Here is a 16,793-nt window from a genome sequence, read left to right as displayed (position 1 = left end):
GGGTAAGGAAGTCTGTTTGCTTTCCGCTGACGTCGGTTTTTTACCCGCGCAGCGCGCACTCCCCGATCGATCGCCGAAAGAGACACGCCCGGCATGGCGAAAAGGACACAACGCCCGACAAACAAGGGTTTTGTGCGCATTTCAGGAATTGCAAAGATGCTGGATTTGCAATAGTAAAACTTGATTATTAAAAGTAGGTTTTATTCCGATCAGCGGCGAAAGCCGATTCCGCCGAGATGTCATGACTTTCCAGCCGCGCATGAACAACAGGATTTCCGGGTTTTCCGTCATTGGCGGGCTGAACCGGCGCGAGTGGAACGGCATCGTCGCCGATCTCTGGGATGTCGAATGCGCGCCGGTCGCCGGCGGGTTTTATGTGGCGGATGATCCGCGGCTGTTCATCGTGCTCGACGCCAAAGGCGGCGGCCGGCGCAATATCCGGCTGCGGCAGACGCACCACGCTGTCACGGAAGACAGCCGCCGCCAGATCATTTCCTATATTCCGGCCGGCATGGAACTGTGGGCCGAAATGATCGATGTGAACTATGTCCGCCATCTCGATCTGCATTTCAACGCGGAGGTTCTCAGCCGCCGGCTGATGGAGGATCTCGACAGACGGAAGCTGGATACGCCGCAGCTGATGTTTTCCGAGCCGCGCTTCCTGGCCCTGGCCGAACTGATCGCCGCCGAATGCGCCAATCCGCAGCCGCTGCACGACCTCTATGGCGACGGTCTGTCGGTTGCGCTGTTTGTGGATGTCATGAAGCTCGGTCCTGTGCGAACGCGCAAGCGCAGCGAACTGGCCTCATGGCAGCTGCGCCGATCGATCGACTATATCGAGGAAAATTGCCTGCGCGGCATCCGGATGGAAGAGCTGGCGACGCTCACCGGCCTGTCGCAATCCTATTTCAGCCACGCCTTCAAGGCCTCGACCGGTCTGCCGCCGCACCAGTGGCAGATGAAGGCGCGCATCGAGCGGGCCAAACAGTTGATGCTGACGGGCGAATTGCCGATGAGCGTGGTTGCCGCCGAAACGGGCTTTGCCGACCAGGCGCACTTTACCCGTGTGTTCCGCAAGTCTGTTGGTGCGACGCCGGCGACCTGGGCCAAAAGTCAAAGGTTCTGAGCATTTGCGCTTCGTCTGAGCATAATGCGGAATATGGACCAGAATCGTTCAATTACCGCAGCCAGAGACAATCCTCATCCATCATAGTTGAGCTAAAGACTCCGCTTATATTCATGGAAATGCCGGATTGCGTGCCGCCGACGGGGGCGAAGGCGCCCGGCTTTAAGCTGGGGTGACGAATTCATGCAGATCAAGGGGACTGGTCTCTACCGGATACTGATGGCGAGTGCGGCTGTTGCGGCGATCACTGTAGCGCAGTCGGCCTATGCACAGGATGCTGCAACCAGCAGTGCCACGACACTGGAACGCCTGACCGTCGAAGGCGGCAAGGGCGGCGAAAAGGATGCGACCGGCCCCGTCGATGGCTACGTGCCAAAGGCGACGGGCACAGGCTCGAAGACCGCGACGCCGGTTTCGGAAATTCCGCAGTCCGTTTCAGTGATTGGCCGCAAGGAACTGGACGATCGCGGCGTCGTCACCAAGATCGACGAGGCGCTGCGCTACACCGCCGGCGTTTCGACCGAGCCCTTCGGCAGCGATCCGGATACCGACTGGTTCTACATCCGTGGATTCGACGCGACGCAGACCGGCGTCTTCCTTGATGGTCTCAATCTCTATTCCTACGGCTTTGGCGGCTTCCAGACGGATGCCTACATGCTGGAACGTGTCGAGGTTCTGAAAGGCCCGGCCTCCGTTCTCTACGGTGGGTCGAACCCCGGTGGTATCGTCGATCTCGTGCGCAAGCGCCCGCAAGCGGAGCCTGCCTATTCCACCGAGATCGGCATCAACAATTTCGGCAATGCGTTCTTCGGCTTCGATGCCAACGACAAGGCGAATGCCGATGGCACGATCACCTACCGCATCACCGGCAAGGTCGCTGGTGGCGACAATTATTCGGACTATTCAGAGGATTTGCGGGGTTTCATCATGCCGCAAATTACCTATGCGCCTGACGATGCGACAAGTCTTACGGTCTACGGGATTGTCTCCGCTCTCGATCAGACTCATGTCGGCAACGGTTTCCTGCCTTACTATGGCACTGTCGGAAGCACCACTTTCGGCAAGATCGATCGTGATGCCTTCTTCGGCGAGCCCGACAGCGATTTCGGGCGCTATGATCAACAGCTGTTTGGCTACGAGGTGGCGCACGAATTCGATAGTGGCTGGAAAGTTTCGCAAAATCTGCGCTTCGGCCATGTCGATCGGGAAGAAAATCTGACCTATCCAAACGGTTACTTCGATCCCGCCAATCCGTTCGTGCCTTCGCCGGTACCCGTCACGCCTGACAGTCAGTTGTCACGTATCGGTTTTGAGCACGAGACCTCTGTCGATAGCTTTGCCGTGGACACCCGTGCCGAACGGGAGTTCGATACTGGTCCGTTGAGCCACACCTTCCTGGCCGGGATCGACTACAAGCATTTCAACATTGATCATGTGCAGGCCGCCGCTACGGCCACGACGATCAATCCGGCCGATCCGGTTCTGGGAACGCAACAGCCGCCGAACCGCATTTATCTCAACCAGGAAATCACGCAGCAGCAGGTGGGGATTTACGCTCAGGATCAGATTCGGTTTGGCGACGGCTGGCTGGCTACCTTCAATGGCCGGTATGATTATGTTGACAGCAAGGTTGCCAATCGTGCGACGTTTTGGAGCGCGACGACCTCGTCGCTCGACTACGATAATGGCTCTGTAAGCGGCCGGGCCGGTCTCGCCTATGAGTTCGACAACGGGCTTACGCCGTACGTGTCAGCGGCGACTTTCTTCAATCCGCTTGTCGGCACCGATTTTACCGGTGCCCCGCTTGATCCGGAAGAGGGGCACCAGTTTGAAGGCGGTGTTAAGTATGAGCCGGCGTTCATCGATGGCCTGTTCACAGCATCCGTCTTTCATATCGTCAAGCAAAACGTAGCGTTGACCCGGCCTGATTTTCTTCAGGAGCAAATCGGCGAAGTTACCTCCTCAGGCGTCGAGCTTGAAGCCAAGGTCAATCTGAATGAGAGCTGGAAGCTGATCGGCTCCTATTCCTATACGGATATTGAAATCACCAAGGACATCAATTCCGCCCTTGTCGGCAATCGACCCTACCTTGTTCCCGAGCAGCAAGCTGCCTTGTGGCTGGACTATACATTGGCGAACGGGCCGCTCGAAGGTTTGAGTGTCGGCGCAGGTTTGCGCTATCAGGGCGAATCCTATGCCGACAACGCGAATACCCTGAAGGTTCCGGACGCTTTGCTGGCCGATGCGGCGATCCGCTACGAAAAGAACGGCTGGGGTGCCGCCCTCAACGTCACCAACCTGTTCGACAAGGACTACGTCAAGGGTTGCCAGGGCCTCTTTACGTGCGGTTACGGCGACCAGCGGACTGTAACGCTGAAGCTCAGCAAGTCCTGGTAAGCCCGGGCAGTTTGAAAATCTTGAAGCCGTGGCGCTCGGGTGCTGCGGCTTTTTCGTTTGTTGCCGGTGCCGCCTGCACGAATAACGGCCTCGTTTTGTCGGCCAATCCGATGATTTTGCCGGTTTTTTGTGCTGTTTACCTTTTTTTACCAATTGAAAAATTTCGGGTGAATTTTGATTTGAGGCATGTAAGGATGCGCGCCAGCCAGACATCCCCACAAAGGGAGTGGTGGTTCCGCAGACATGCTCCCGCAGAGGAGCTTGCGGGAGGACCCAACAAGATCAATAGCAACAACAGGGCTGCACAATGAAAAAAACCCTCCTCGGTCTCTTTGCCTTTTCGATGATGTCGGCCACGGCGCTCGCCGCCGACGTCAAGCCGGCGCTCATTTTCGATCTCGGCGGCAAGTTCGACAAATCCTTCAATGAAGCAGCCTTCAACGGCGCGGAAAAGTTCAAGACCGAAACCGGCATTGAATACCGCGAGTTTGAAATCAGCAACGACGCTCAGCGCGAGCAGGCGCTGCGCCGCTTCGCCGGTGACGGCAACAACCCGATCGTGGTTGTCGGCTTCAACTGGGCTCCGCCGCTGGAAAAGCTTTCGGCTGAATATCCCGACACGAAGTTCGCCATCATCGACACGGTCGTTGACAAGCCGAACGTCAAGTCGATCGTCTTCAAGGAACAGGAAGGCTCGTATCTCGTCGGCGTTCTCGCCGGTCTTGCTTCCAAGTCGAAGACCGTCAGCTTCGTCGGCGGCATGGATATCCCGCTGATCCACAAATTCGGCTGTGGCTACATCGGTGGCGCCAAGTCCACCGGCGCTGACGTCAAGGTGCTTGAAGCCTATACCGGCACGACGCCGGATGCCTGGAACGACCCGGTCAAGGGTGGCGAAATCGCCAAGTCGCAGATGGATCAGGGCTCTGATGTCGTCTATCACGCTGCCGGCGGTACCGGCGTTGGTGTGCTCCAGGCCGCAGCAGATGCTGGCAAGCTCGGTATCGGCGTCGATTCGAACCAGAACGCCCTTCAGCCCGGCAAGGTTCTGACCTCGATGCTGAAGCGCGTCGATGTCGCCGTCTACGAAGCCTTCAAGGCCGCCAAGGACGACAAGTTCGAATTCGGCGCTTCGAACCTCGGCCTTAAGGAAGAAGGCGTCGGTTTCGCGCTCGATGATAACAACAAGGCGCTGATCACCCCTGAAATGCTGACTGCAGTCGATAAGGTCAAGGCCGACATCATCGCCGGCACGGTTCAGGTTCACGACTACATGTCGGATGAAGCCTGCCCTTATTGATTCCAAGGGATTGAATTGAAGAAGCCGCCGGTCCTTTGGATCGGCGGCTTTTTTGTGCATTCGCGGATGGATAAATAGCCGGCTCAGTAATGCGGCGGCGGGGTATTTGCTGGCGCTTCGAGGCTCTGCTCCTCAAGGCTGAGGAAGCGCTCGGTCAGCCGGTCGAGCTTGGCCCGAACCTGTTCGACAACCGTCCATTGCTGCGTCAATTGATCGGACAGTTCCTCGATCGTCTTTGCCTGATGCGCGATCGTCTCCTCAAGCCGGGTGATACGTTCGCTGTCGTTGCTCATGGTTTTTCCTTAAGGCAGCCTCGTGTTCCACGCATCCCCTATCATATCCACATGATCGATACAGTCTGCGGTCTGGCTATATTGCGTTTCGCCCGGAAGTGCGTAAATCGCGCTGGACTCTCCACAATGATCTGGGAAGAGTGGATGAGCTTTTGATTTTTTGACTTACGCGTCCGGAATTCAATGCTAAACTTATACCAACTGGTAAAAAAATCGATGCCCGGGCTACCGCTGTCAAAGTGGAGAAAACCGGGTCGGCTTGGGGAACATGGGTCAATATGAGCGATATTGCCATCGAGTTGCGTGGCATCGACAAGAGCTTCGGCCTTGTCCATGCCAACAAGAATATCAATCTGACCGTCCGCAAGGGCACCATTCACGGCATTATCGGTGAAAATGGCGCCGGCAAATCGACGCTGATGTCGATCCTCTATGGCTTCTACCAGGCCGACAGAGGCGATATAGTTATCGACGGCAATACCGTGACGATCAAGGATACGAACGCGGCGATCGCAAGCGGCATCGGCATGGTCCACCAGCACTTCATGCTGGTCGAGAATTTCACGGTGCTTGAGAATGTCATGCTCGGCGCCGAAGAAAGCCAGATCCTCAATACCAGCATTTCCAAGGCCCGCGTCGAGCTGAAGCGGCTGGAAAAGGAATATGCGCTGGAGGTCAATCCGGATGCGCTGATCGAGCAATTGCCGGTCGGCCTGCAGCAGCGTGTCGAAATCCTCAAGGCTCTCTATCGCAAGGCCGGTATCCTCATTCTCGACGAGCCGACCGGCGTTCTGACGCCGCCCGAGGCCGATCACCTGTTTCGCATCCTCGGCCAGCTGAAGGATCAGGGCAAGACGATCATCTTCATCACCCACAAGCTGCGCGAGATCATGGCGATCACCGACGAGGTCTCCGTCATGCGCCGCGGCGAGATGGTGGCGACGCGCAAGACCAGGGAAACGTCGGTCGAGGAGCTGGCTGAACTGATGGTCGGGCGCCGCGTGCTGCTGCGGGTTGAAAAAGGTGCTGCCAATCCCGGTGAGGTGAAGCTCGCGGTTGAGAACCTGACGGTGCGCGATGGCCGCGGCGTGACCATGGTTGACAATGTTTCCTTCAACCTGCGTGCCGGCGAAATCGTCGGCATTGCGGGCGTGGCTGGCAATGGCCAGTCGGAGCTTCTGGAAGCAATCTCGGGCATCCGCCGGGCGGTTGGCGGTAAGGTGCTGCTGAACGGCAAGCCGATCGACGTAACCGGCCATGTCGATCCGCGCGAGCTGCGTGACCGCGGCCTTGGCCATGTCCCGGAAGATCGCCATCATGTCGGGTTGGTGCTGAAGTTCGAAGAGGCCGAAAACGGTATTCTCGGCTATCACCACGAAAAGCGCTTCCTGAACGGCGTCTTCCTGAATACCAAGGCGATTCAGGCGGATGCTGAGGAAAAGATCAAGAAATACGATATCCGGCCACCCAATCCCCGGCTGAAAACGGCCAATTTCTCCGGTGGCAACCAGCAGAAGATCGTGCTGGCGCGCGAAATGGAGCGCGGCCCGGACGTCCTGATCATCGGCCAGCCAACACGCGGCGTCGATGTCGGCGCCATTGAATTCATCCACAAGCGGATCATCGAGATGCGGGATCAGGGCATGGCTGTCCTGCTCGTCTCCGTCGAACTCGATGAAATCCGCGCCCTGTCCGATCGTATCATCGTCATGTTTGCCGGCCGTGTCGTCGGCGAGCGGGATCCGGATGCGACCGAAGGGGAGCTCGGCCTGTTGATGGCCGGTGTCGAAGGCCGCAAGGAGGCCGCCGAATGAGCAATCCATACGCAAAACTGCCGGCCTGGGCCGAATATATCCTGATCCCGCTGCTCAATCTGGTCGTCGCCTTCCTTGTTGCCGGGCTTGTCGTGCTCCTCGTTGGTGAAAATCCGCTGGATGCCGCCTATTACATGATCACCGGCGCCTTCGGCCGCGGCGAGTATATCGGCTTCACGCTCTATTACGCCACGACCTTCATCTTCACCGGCCTCTCGGTGGCGGTTGCCTTCCATGCCGGGCTGTTCAACATCGGCAGCGAAGGCCAGGCCTATATCGGTGGCATCGGCGTGGCGCTCGCCTGTCTCTGGCTCGACAAGACCATGCCGTGGTTCGTGGTCTTTCCGCTGGCGATCATCGGTTCGGCCGCTTTTGGCGCGCTATGGGCGTTTTTACCCGGCTGGCTGCAGGCCAAGCGCGGCAGCCACGTGGTCATCACCACCATCATGTTCAACTTCATCGCCTCCAGCCTGATGGTCTATCTTTTGACCAAGGTGCTGAAGCCGCTTGGCCAGATGGCGCCGCAGACCCGCACGTTCGAGGCGGGCGGGCAGCTGCCGAAGCTGGACTGGCTGATGTCGATCTTCGGGCTCAATCTCGGCAATTCGCCGTTCAACGTCTCTTTCCTCTTGGCGCTTCTCGCCGCCTTCGGCGTCTGGGTACTGATCTGGCGCACCAAGCTCGGCTACGAGATGCGCACCATGGGCCACAGCCCTTCGGCAGCACGCTATGCCGGTATTGGCGAGGCGCGTATCACCATAATAGTAATGATGATCTCCGGCGGTCTGGCCGGCATGATGGCGCTGAACCCGATCATGGGCGAGCAATACCGCATGCAGCTGGATTTCGTGCAAGGCGCCGGTTTCGTCGGCATCGCGGTGGCGCTGATGGGCCGGTCGCATCCGGCCGGCATCATTCCGGCGGCGATTCTATTCGGCATGCTCTATCAGGGCGGCGCCGAGATCGCGTTCGAAATGCCGTCCATCTCGCGGGACATGATCGTCATCATCCAGGGCTTGGTCATTCTCTTTGCCGGGGCGCTTGAAAACATGTTCCGCCCGGCCATCGGCCGCGCATTTGCTGGCATCGGCCGCCGCTCCGCAGTTGCCGCGCAGACAAGGGGAGCCTGAGCCATGGATCTTTTCCACACGATCATCGCGATCCTTGAATCGACCATCCGCGTTTCCGTACCCTTGATCTTTGCCGCACTCGCCGGTCTGTTCACGGAACGGGCAGGGGTGTTCGACATCGGCCTTGAAGGCAAGATGCTCGGCGCCGCCTTTGCCGCCGGTGCTGTCGCTGCCGTCACCGGCAATGTGATGATGGGCCTTTTGGCCGCCGTCCTCATCTCCGTGCTTCTGTCGCTGGTGCATGGCTATGCCTCGATCACCCAGCGCGGCAGTCAGATCGTTTCCGGCGTCGCCATCAACTTCATCGTCGCAGGATCGACCGTCATTCTCGGCGAAGCCTGGTTCCGCCAGGGCGGCCGTACGCCGGCGCTATCAGGCGATGCCCGCTTCCAGACGGTGACCTTGCCGTTTGCCGATGCGGTGAGGGACGTGCCGTTTCTCGGGCCGATCTATTCCGAATTGCTGTCCGGCCATTTCATCCTCACCTATGTCGCCTTCGCGCTTGTGCCGTTCAGCTGGTGGATCCTCTACCGCACGCGCTTTGGCCTGCGCCTTCGCGCCGTCGGGGAAAACCCGAGCGCTGTCGATACGGCGGGTATTTCGGTGATCTGGCTGCGCTATCGGGCGGTGATCTGCTGCGGCATCCTCTGTGGTTTTGCCGGCGCCTATCTGTCGCTCGCCATGAGCGCCGGGTTCGTCAAGGGCATGACGGCCGGCAAGGGCTATATCGCGCTTGCCGCACTGATTTTTGCGAAATGGCGCCCGGTGAACATCATGCTGGCCTGCCTGCTGTTTGGTTTCCTTGATGCGTTTGCCATTCGCCTGCAGGGCAATCCGTTGCCGCTGATCGGCCAGGTGCCGGTACAATTGATGCAGGCACTGCCCTATATCCTCACGGTCATCCTGCTTGCTGGCTTTATCGGCAAGGCGATCCCGCCCAAGGCAGGTGGTGTACCCTATGTGAAGGAGCGCTGACCATGGAAAACGAACTTTTCGAGGCGGCTCGCGAGGCCATGGCGAAAGCCCATGCGCCCTATTCGAAATTCCCCGTCGGCGCGGCCATCCGTGCCGAGGACGGCAAGATCTATACAGGCGCCAATATCGAAAACCTGTCTTTTCCGGAGGGCTGGTGCGCCGAAACGACTGCGATCAGCCATATGGTCATGGCCGGTCAACGCAAGATCGTCGAGGTTGCGGTCATTGCCGAGAAGCTGGCGCTCTGCCCGCCCTGCGGCGGCTGCCGCCAGCGGCTTGCCGAATTTTCCGGCGCTAGCACCCGCATTTTCCTCTGCGACGAAAGCGGTGTGAAGAAGACGCTGTCGATGTCGGACCTGCTGCCGCACACCTTCGAAACGGATATCCTCGGATGACGGCCGCCGCTGATATGCTGAAGGCCAAGCTTGCTGGCCTGTCGCCCCGTTACGGCATCGTGCTCGGCTCCGGCCTCGGATCGCTGGTCGAGGCCGTGGCTGATCCCTTGCGGATTTCCTATGCGGACATTCCGGGCTTTCCGGTCAGCGCCGTATCGGGCCATGCCGGCGAGTTGGTCGCAGGCAAGATCGGCGGCGTTCCGGTCATCGTCCTGTCCGGCCGGGTGCATTTCTATGAGCGTGGTGACGCCAATGCGATGCGCACGCCGATCGAAACGCTGAAGGCACTGGGCGTCGAAACGCTGATCCTCACCAACTCCGCCGGGTCGCTGCGGGAGGACCTGCCACCGGGCTCGGTGATGCAGATCACCGATCACATCAATTTCTCCGGCACCAGCCCGCTGATCGGCGTCGATAGCGACAACCGCTTCGTCGGCCTGACATCGGCTTACGATCCGGCTCTCATCGAACGTATGCGGGCTGCGGCGATCAAGCTCGACATCCCGCTCGGTTCCGGCGTCTATATGTGGTTCTCCGGCCCGAATTTCGAAACACCGGCCGAAATCCGCATGGCCCGTATTCTCGGCGCCGATGCGGTGGGCATGTCGACCGTGCCGGAAGTCATTCTCGCCCGGTTCTTCGGCCTGAAGGTGGCCGCCGCCTCCGTCATCACCAATTTCGGCGCGGGCATGACCGGAGGCGAACTCAGTCATCATGAGACCAAGGACATGGCCCCCATCGGCGGCCGTCGGCTGGCTTCAATCCTAGCGGAAATGATCTCAGTATAGCTCGATCAGGCGTTCGCGCCTCTGGCAGCGCGCAAGACGGGTTTGCGCGACCGTCTCAAGCGTATAGAACAACCGTTCGTGACCGGCCACAGCTCCGCTCACGATTGATCGCGATGTAGAAATGGACGGACCCCATGATGCTCGAAGCTTCCAATCGTCAGATAGCCGCGCTTGCGCTGTCACTGCTCGATCTCACCGACCTGACGGACGACTGCACATCCGAGGCCATTGAGAAACTCTGCGCGTCCGCCCGCACGCCGCATGGACATACTGCGGCCATCTGCATCTGGCCTCGCTTCGTCGCTCAGGCGCGCGAAATTCTTGGGGCCAACAGCGCAGTCAAGATTGCCACCGTGGTCAATTTCCCCTCCGGTGAACTGCCGGTCGAAACCGTCCTTGCCGAAACGCAGCAGGCGATTGCCGATGGCGCCGACGAGATCGATCTGGTCATCCCCTATCGCGCCTTCATGGCGGGGGACGAACAGGCCGTGCGCACGATGATTTCTGCGGTAAGGAAGGCTTGCCCGGCACCCGTCCTGCTCAAGACCATTCTGGAGACCGGTGAAATGAAGGATCGCGGCCTGATCCGCAGCGCTTCCCACATTGCCATCCAGGAAGGTGCCGACTTCATCAAGACATCGACCGGCAAGGTCACTGTCAACGCGACGCTGGAGGCGGCGGATATCATGCTGACCTGCATTCGCGAAAGCGGCCGCAAGGTTGGCTTCAAGCCGGCCGGTGGCGTTCGCACCGTCGGCGATGCCCGCCTGTATCTCACTCTAGCCGCCACCATCCACAGTCCTGATTGGCCGATGCCCTCGACATTCCGCTTCGGCGCCTCCGGCCTGTTGGGCGACATCCTCTCGGTGCTTGACGGCCGCGAACCCGTCGCCGGCGCGACGGCCTATTGATCATGATTCCGCAGGAGGTCATCCGGCGAAAACGGAACGGCGAAGCGCTGGAGAGTGTGGACATCGCCGGTTTCATCCGTGGCCTGACCGATGGATCGATCTCCGAAGGGCAGGTGGCGGCCTTCGCCATGGCCGTCTGGTTCTCCGGCATGAACCTTGGGGAAACAGTGGCCCTGACCCTTGCCATGCGCGACAGCGGCGATGTGCTGTCCTGGGCCGATATCGGCTGCCCCATCGCCGACAAGCATTCGACCGGGGGCGTCGGCGACAATGTTTCCCTGATGCTGGCACCGATCGTCGCCGCATGCGGGCTTGCCGTCCCGATGATTTCCGGCCGCGGCCTTGGCCATACCGGTGGTACGCTAGACAAGCTGGAAGCAATCCCGGGCTACGATATCAAGCCCTCCGAAGCGCTGTTTCGCCGGACGGTACAGGAAGCCGGTTGTGCCATCATCGGTCAGACTGCCGATCTCGCACCTGCCGACCGGCGGCTTTACGCCATTCGCGATGTGACGGCGACGGTCGATTCCGTGCCGTTGATCACCGCCTCGATCCTGTCGAAGAAACTCGCTGCTGGCCTGCAGTCGTTGGTGCTCGACGTCAAGACCGGTAACGGTGCCTTCATGGTCGGTCTGGAGGAGGCGGAGACGCTGGCCCGCTCGCTGGTTGGCGTCGCCAATGGCGCCGGCGTCAAGACGACGGCGCTGATCACCGACATGAACGAACCCTTGGCAGACGCGGCCGGCAATTCCGTCGAAATCGAAAACTGTGTCGCCTTCCTGCGTGGAGAAAAATCTGGAACGCGCCTGGAAGCGGTGGTGATGACCTTTGGCGCCGAAATGCTGATGACTTCCGGCGTTGCAGCCAGCCCCACCGAGGGCGCCGATCTTGCCCGGCGGGCATTGCAATCGGGTGCTGCGCTGGAGCGCTTTGGCCGCATGGTCCGTATGCTGGGCGGGCCTGCCGATTTCATCGAGCGTCCGCAGGCCTATCTGGTCAAGGCGCCGGTCATTCTCCCCGTCGAAGCGCCACGTGATGGTTATCTTCAATCCTGCAATGCCCGCGATGTCGGGATGGAAGTCATTGCGCTCGGGGGTGGCCGCACGAGGCCGGACGAAGCGATCGATCACAGGGTCGGTTTCAGCGGCCTGAAGCAGCTTGGGACCAAGGTCGAAAAGGGCGAGCCCTTCGCTTTTGTCCATGCCCCCAGCGAAGATCAGGCATTGAAGGCGCGTGCCCGGCTGCAGGATATCTATGCGATCGGTAACGACGCAATGCCTGAGCGGCCGGTGATCGTTTCCAAAATCAGCGGGTAAGGTGCAATGCGCCGTTCTCGACCCGGTAGGACGAGAGCTTGTTGAGAAAACTCATGCCGACCAGCATGCCCGACAGCGATTTGTCGGGCAAAACCATCGCCTGGACATCCTTGACCGTGATCGTGCCGATCTCGACACGGTCCAGCATGACGGAAGCGCCCTTGACGATGCCGTTCGCGGTATTGGCTCTGGCGGTGAAGGAGAGTGACCCTGTCGAGATGCCCAGTCTTCGCGCCGTCGATATGTTGATGGCGATCATGCTGGCGCCGGTATCGACCATACCGTCGGCCTTGCGTCCGTTGATGGTGAATGTACCAAGGAAATGTCCGCCTGGACCCGGCTGCATGATGACGCCTTTGCCACCCGCATATTTTGCCGCGCTAGTCTGGGCCGGTTTGGCAGCAGTGTCGGCCTGCGGGCGCTCAAGATAGGACGTGGCAAGGCCCGGCAGCACCATGGCGGCGACAACGATGCCTCCGGCAAAGACAGCCATACGAACCAGCATTGATCAAACCCCGTACGTGAAAACCCTCAGCAGCTAAGCATGAAGTCCGCTAACAGGATGCAAAAAGCCGCCGGATTTTCCGGCGGCTGCGTGTCGAGTTGTGAATCTGGTTAAGGAATCGGCAAGATTCTGTTCGGCCGGCTGCCTACCGAGGCTGCGCGACGCAGCCTTCGGACAGAAAGCCTTACTTCGTCCCATACATCCGGTCGCCGGCATCGCCGAGGCCCGGAACGATATAGCCCTGCTCGTTGAGATGGCTATCGATCGACGCGGTGAAGATCGGCACGTCCGGGTGCGCAGCCTGAAAGTTCTTGATGCCCTCGGGAGCAGCCAGCAGGCAGAGAAAACGCAGGTTCTTTGCGCCGCGCTCCTTCAGCTTGTCGATGGCCGCGATCGAGGAATTGCCGGTCGCCAGCATCGGATCGACGACGATCACCAGCCGTTCTGACAGGCTCTCCGGTGCCTTGAAATAATATTCGACGGCTTCAAGCGTTTCATGGTCGCGGTAGACGCCGACATGCGAGACGCGGGCGGATGGCACGAGTTCCAGCATACCTTCGAGCAGTCCGTTTCCGGCACGCAGGATGGACGCGAAAACCAGCTTCTTGCCCTCGAGCACCGGCGCCTGGATGGTCTGCATCGGCGTTTCGATGGTTTCCATCGTCAGCTCGAGGTCACGGGTGACCTCGTAGCAGAGCAGCGTGGAGATTTCGCGCAGCAAGCGGCGGAACCCCGCTGTCGAGGTCTCCTTCTTGCGCATGATGGTCAGCTTGTGCTGAACAAGCGGGTGATTGATGACTGTAACGCCGTCCATGGCCAAGCCCTCCTGCGGGATCTGGATTTGAAATCCTTTTTTCACGGAAAGGAGAGACGCCGCAAGGCCTGAGCGTCGCTTTACAGCGTCATCCCCAGTCGAGCAGTTCAAAGAGCGGCGAGCAAGCGTGCGCGCGTCGGCTCATCAACAAAGGCGGCCTTGATCGCTGTGCGGGTCATGCCGTTGATCTGTTCGTCGGAAAAACCCATTACCTGCGAAGCGATCTCGTATTCCTGCTTCAGCGATGTATGGAAGAACGGCGGATCGTCCGAATTCAGCGTCACCCGGCAGCCGGCCTCAGAGAGCGCCCGCAAGGGATGCGCGGCAAAGTCCGGAAAGACCTGCAGTGAGACGTTGGAACCCGGGCAGGTTTCCAGCACGACACCCTCGTCGGCAATGCGCTTGACAAGGTCTGCGTCTTCGATGGCACGGACGCCGTGGCTGATGCGCGAGGGGCGCACGTGATCGAGCGCATCCCGCACGCTGAAGGCGCCGGCCATTTCACCGGCATGGATGGTCAAGCCAAGACCGCAATCCCGGGCGATATCGAAAGCACGGGAGAAGTCGGCGACCGTGTGCATGCGTTCGTCGCCGGCAAGATTGAAGCCTGTCACCAGCGGATGTTCGCGCTTGGCGGCGTAAAGCGCGGTACGCTCGGCCGCTTCCGGTCCCATGTGGCGAATGATGGTGATGATCATCCGGCCTTCGATGCCGGTCTTTTCCTTGGCTGCTGCGATGCCGGCAGCAAGCCCGCGGATATAGGCGGCGCTGCCGATGCCGATCGTATTGCCGTGGTCAGGGGAAACGATGATTTCGCTGTAGATCGTGCCTGCAGCTGCCAGTTCCGTCAGATAGGTCTCGGCCAGAAGCGCGTAATCCTCTTCGGTGCGGAAAAGCTCGGCGACGGCGTCATAGCATTTCAGGAACTGGGTGAAGTCTGCCCAGAGATAGGTCCCGTCCTTGATGATGCCGCTGATATCGACATTGTATTTTTTCGCCAGGATCAAGGCGAGCGCCGGTTGGGCCGCACCTTCGATATGGCAATGCAGCTCGGCCTTCTTCAGATATGCGGTCACAGAAAACTTCTCCCATGGCGGCCTGGTGGAAGGCCCAGATGTTTGGCAATCGTCTCGCCGATATCGGCAAGGCTTGGCAGCACGCCGATCGAGCGGGTGCGGATACCTGGACCGAAGACGAGGATGGGAACGCGTTCGCGCGTGTGGTCGGTGCCGCGCCAGGTCGGATCGCAACCATGGTCAGCCGTCAGGATGACGATGTCGCCGGGTTTCAGCTTGCGGTCCAGATCAGGCAGCCGCTGGTCGAAGGCCTCAAGGGCGGCGGCATAACCCGGCACGTCGCGGCGATGGCCGTAAAGCATGTCGAAATCGACAAAGTTGGTGAAAACGAGATCACCGTCCTCGGCCTCGTCCATGGTTTTCAACGTCGCCTCGAACAGTTCCATATTGCCATTCGCCTTGATCATCCGGCCGATGCCCTGATGCGCAAAGATATCGGCGATCTTGCCGACGGCGTGAACGGTTCGGCCCGCCTCTTTCAGCCTGTCGAGCAGCGTCGGTTCCGGCGGCAGCACGGAATAGTCGCGGCGGTTACCGGTTCGGACGAAATCCTTCGGCGTGGTGCCGACGAAAGGCCGGGCGATGACGCGGCCGATATTGTAATCGTCGAGCAGGCGTCGCACGGTCTGGCAGAATTCAAGCAGCCGTTCGAGGCCGAAGGACTGTTCGTGCGCGGCGATCTGGAAAACGGAATCCGACGAAGTATAGCAGATCGGCTTGCCGGTCCGCATGTGCTCCTCACCGTACTGGGCGATGATGTCAGTGCCCGAAGCATGGCAATTGCCGAGGATGCCTGGCACTTCGCCTTCGCGGCAGATCGCTTCGACCAGTTCAGCCGGAAAGGCATCGCCTTCCGTGGGGAAATAGCCCCAATCGAAAGTGACGGGCGTTCCGGCAATTTCCCAGTGCCCGGACGGTGTGTCCTTGCCGCACGAGACTTCGCTTGCAGCACCGTAGAGCCCGAACACCCGCTCCGGTAGCGGCATGCCGGCAGGCAGGCGTTTATTGGCAAGCTTTGCGGCATGTAGCAAGCCGAGCGCCGACATGTTGGGAAGCGTCAGCGGCCCTTCGCGCAGACCCTCTCGATCACCGGCGCCCGCTGCACAGAATTCAGCGATATGGCCGAGCGTATCGGCTCCATCGTCGCCAAACTCGGTAGCATCCGGCGCCCCACCGATGCCGAAGGAATCAAGAACGAACAGAAAGGCACGCGCCATGGATCACCCGGAATGCTGCCTCACCCATTGTCATGTTGCGGCAGAGAAGTTGTTGTCACTCATCCAACGCACTGGGGTGGTTGCGACGAAGGCGCGCAGAAATACTCCGGGGCGGTCCAGATTGCAAATCGGCGGTTACTTTTCAGGGCGCTGTTGTCAGCTTCCGCAATCGTTACACTTGATGTCAGTCCCGATACGCTGGCGGAAGTAGTAGGTTTTGGAAAGATTGATAGGCGACAGCGTCTTGTCCAAATTCGGCGCAAATAGCAACAGTTGATGGGGAACAACCAATTCCGATCGCACAATGAATGTGCTTGCTGCGGGAATATCACTGGGGACGGTCGCGATCGAACCGGTCTTGTAAGGCGTGCCGCCGTCTTGGTCACGCGACCAGGCGACTGTGCCGACCCCAGGCCCCGTCATTTTGATGCCGGTTACTTTCAATGTGTATTTGGTCATCGCATATGGCGCCATGATACTCTTGGCGACGTCCTTCATCCCGTCGAGCGTAGCCTTGTCTACCGAAGATTGCTGGGTGAGAATGTCGGCGACCGTACTCGATGCACGTGACACTTTGCGAGCGATGCTGAAGCCGAGTGATACTTCGAAAGAGCTGATGTAGGCCATGATCAGCAGCGGGGCGATAATAGCAAATTCTATTGCGCCGGTACCTTTGCGGTCGCGCCAGAAAGCACCAAAGGCTTCCATCTTCCAAGAGAGCAATGCGATATGATAG

17 protein-coding genes are annotated in these 16,793 nt (G+C 59.5%); 11 read left to right on the top strand and 6 right to left on the bottom strand.

Going from position 1 to position 16,793, the window contains the following annotated elements:
• Positions 1–241 precede the first annotated feature (241 nt).
• From ACP7E0_RS10625 to ACP7E0_RS10610, 4 genes are all read left to right on the top strand, one after another.
• Entirely contained in the window at positions 242–1,126 is an 885-nt protein-coding gene (locus ACP7E0_RS10625) for a helix-turn-helix domain-containing protein (protein WP_426124779.1), read from the top strand.
• A 183-nt stretch (positions 1,127–1,309) separates the two neighbouring features.
• Positions 1,310–3,523, top strand: coding sequence for a TonB-dependent siderophore receptor (locus ACP7E0_RS10620; protein ID WP_426124778.1), 2,214 nt, complete (start codon positions 1,310–1,312; stop codon positions 3,521–3,523).
• An 11-nt stretch (positions 3,524–3,534) separates the two neighbouring features.
• Positions 3,535–3,834 carry a hypothetical protein gene (locus tag ACP7E0_RS10615; protein ID WP_426124776.1) on the top strand — a complete coding sequence of 100 codons (300 nt, stop codon included), beginning with the start codon at positions 3,535–3,537 and terminating at the stop codon, positions 3,832–3,834.
• A complete protein-coding gene (locus ACP7E0_RS10610; protein WP_426124775.1) occupies positions 3,831–4,823 on the top strand; it encodes a BMP family lipoprotein in 993 nt (330 codons plus the stop codon). The genes ACP7E0_RS10615 and ACP7E0_RS10610 overlap by 4 nt, the downstream gene beginning before the upstream one ends.
• A gap of 83 nt (positions 4,824–4,906) precedes the next feature.
• Here ACP7E0_RS10610 and ACP7E0_RS10605 read toward each other — a convergent pair whose 3' ends face one another.
• Entirely contained in the window at positions 4,907–5,116 is a 210-nt protein-coding gene (locus ACP7E0_RS10605; RefSeq protein WP_426124774.1) for a SlyX family protein, read from the bottom strand.
• Positions 5,117–5,394: 278 nt separating this feature from the next.
• On the opposite strand from ACP7E0_RS10605, the gene ACP7E0_RS10600 reads away from it, so the two are divergent.
• The 7 genes from ACP7E0_RS10600 to deoA all read left to right on the top strand — a co-directional run bounded on the left by ACP7E0_RS10600 (position 5,395) and on the right by deoA (position 12,445).
• Positions 5,395–6,930: an ABC transporter ATP-binding protein gene (locus ACP7E0_RS10600; protein ID WP_426124773.1), complete on the top strand. Its 1,536-nt coding sequence runs from the start codon at positions 5,395–5,397 to the stop codon at positions 6,928–6,930.
• Entirely contained in the window at positions 6,927–8,060 is a 1,134-nt protein-coding gene (locus ACP7E0_RS10595; protein WP_426124771.1) for an ABC transporter permease, read from the top strand. The genes ACP7E0_RS10600 and ACP7E0_RS10595 overlap by 4 nt, the downstream gene beginning before the upstream one ends.
• 3 nt (positions 8,061–8,063) lie before the next feature.
• Complete coding sequence (locus ACP7E0_RS10590; protein ID WP_113246182.1) at positions 8,064–9,035, top strand: ABC transporter permease; 972 nt, start codon at positions 8,064–8,066, stop codon at positions 9,033–9,035.
• A gap of 2 nt (positions 9,036–9,037) precedes the next feature.
• The gene (locus ACP7E0_RS10585) at positions 9,038–9,430 is read left to right on the top strand and encodes a cytidine deaminase (RefSeq protein WP_426124770.1); all 393 of its coding nucleotides are present in this window, start codon (positions 9,038–9,040) and stop codon (positions 9,428–9,430) included.
• Positions 9,427–10,218 carry a purine-nucleoside phosphorylase gene (locus ACP7E0_RS10580; RefSeq protein WP_426124768.1) on the top strand — a complete coding sequence of 264 codons (792 nt, stop codon included), beginning with the start codon at positions 9,427–9,429 and terminating at the stop codon, positions 10,216–10,218. The genes ACP7E0_RS10585 and ACP7E0_RS10580 overlap by 4 nt, the downstream gene beginning before the upstream one ends.
• 137 nt (positions 10,219–10,355) lie before the next feature.
• Positions 10,356–11,129, top strand: coding sequence for a deoxyribose-phosphate aldolase (gene deoC, locus ACP7E0_RS10575; RefSeq protein WP_426124950.1), 774 nt, complete (start codon positions 10,356–10,358; stop codon positions 11,127–11,129).
• Positions 11,126–12,445, top strand: coding sequence for a thymidine phosphorylase (deoA, locus tag ACP7E0_RS10570; RefSeq protein WP_426124767.1), 1,320 nt, complete (start codon positions 11,126–11,128; stop codon positions 12,443–12,445). Before deoC ends, deoA begins: the two co-directional genes overlap by 4 nt.
• Here the strand turns inward: deoA and ACP7E0_RS10565 are convergent.
• The 5 genes from ACP7E0_RS10565 to ACP7E0_RS10545 form a co-directional block, all read right to left on the bottom strand.
• A complete protein-coding gene (locus tag ACP7E0_RS10565) occupies positions 12,435–12,950 on the bottom strand; it encodes a retropepsin-like aspartic protease family protein (RefSeq protein ID WP_426124766.1) in 516 nt (171 codons plus the stop codon). The genes deoA and ACP7E0_RS10565 overlap by 11 nt on opposite strands.
• 184 nt (positions 12,951–13,134) lie before the next feature.
• Positions 13,135–13,764, bottom strand: coding sequence for a uracil phosphoribosyltransferase (gene upp, locus ACP7E0_RS10560; RefSeq protein ID WP_113313631.1), 630 nt, complete (start codon positions 13,762–13,764; stop codon positions 13,135–13,137).
• Between the two features lie 107 nt (positions 13,765–13,871).
• The gene (locus ACP7E0_RS10555; protein WP_426124764.1) at positions 13,872–14,840 is read right to left on the bottom strand and encodes an adenosine deaminase; all 969 of its coding nucleotides are present in this window, start codon (positions 14,838–14,840) and stop codon (positions 13,872–13,874) included.
• A complete protein-coding gene (locus ACP7E0_RS10550) occupies positions 14,837–16,057 on the bottom strand; it encodes a phosphopentomutase (protein WP_426124763.1) in 1,221 nt (406 codons plus the stop codon). Before ACP7E0_RS10550 ends, ACP7E0_RS10555 begins: the two co-directional genes overlap by 4 nt.
• 156 nt (positions 16,058–16,213) lie before the next feature.
• Positions 16,214–16,765: a TadE/TadG family type IV pilus assembly protein gene (locus ACP7E0_RS10545; RefSeq protein WP_426124949.1), complete on the bottom strand. Its 552-nt coding sequence runs from the start codon at positions 16,763–16,765 to the stop codon at positions 16,214–16,216.
• Positions 16,766–16,793 lie beyond the last annotated feature (28 nt).

Origin of the sequence: Pararhizobium sp. PWRC1-1 (assembly GCF_049897905.1) — a bacterium.
In the GTDB taxonomy this organism is placed as follows: Bacteria; Pseudomonadota; Alphaproteobacteria; order Rhizobiales; family Rhizobiaceae; genus Pararhizobium.
The sequence above is the reverse complement of the archived record's forward strand: the minus strand, read 5'-3'. Positions and strand labels throughout refer to the sequence as shown.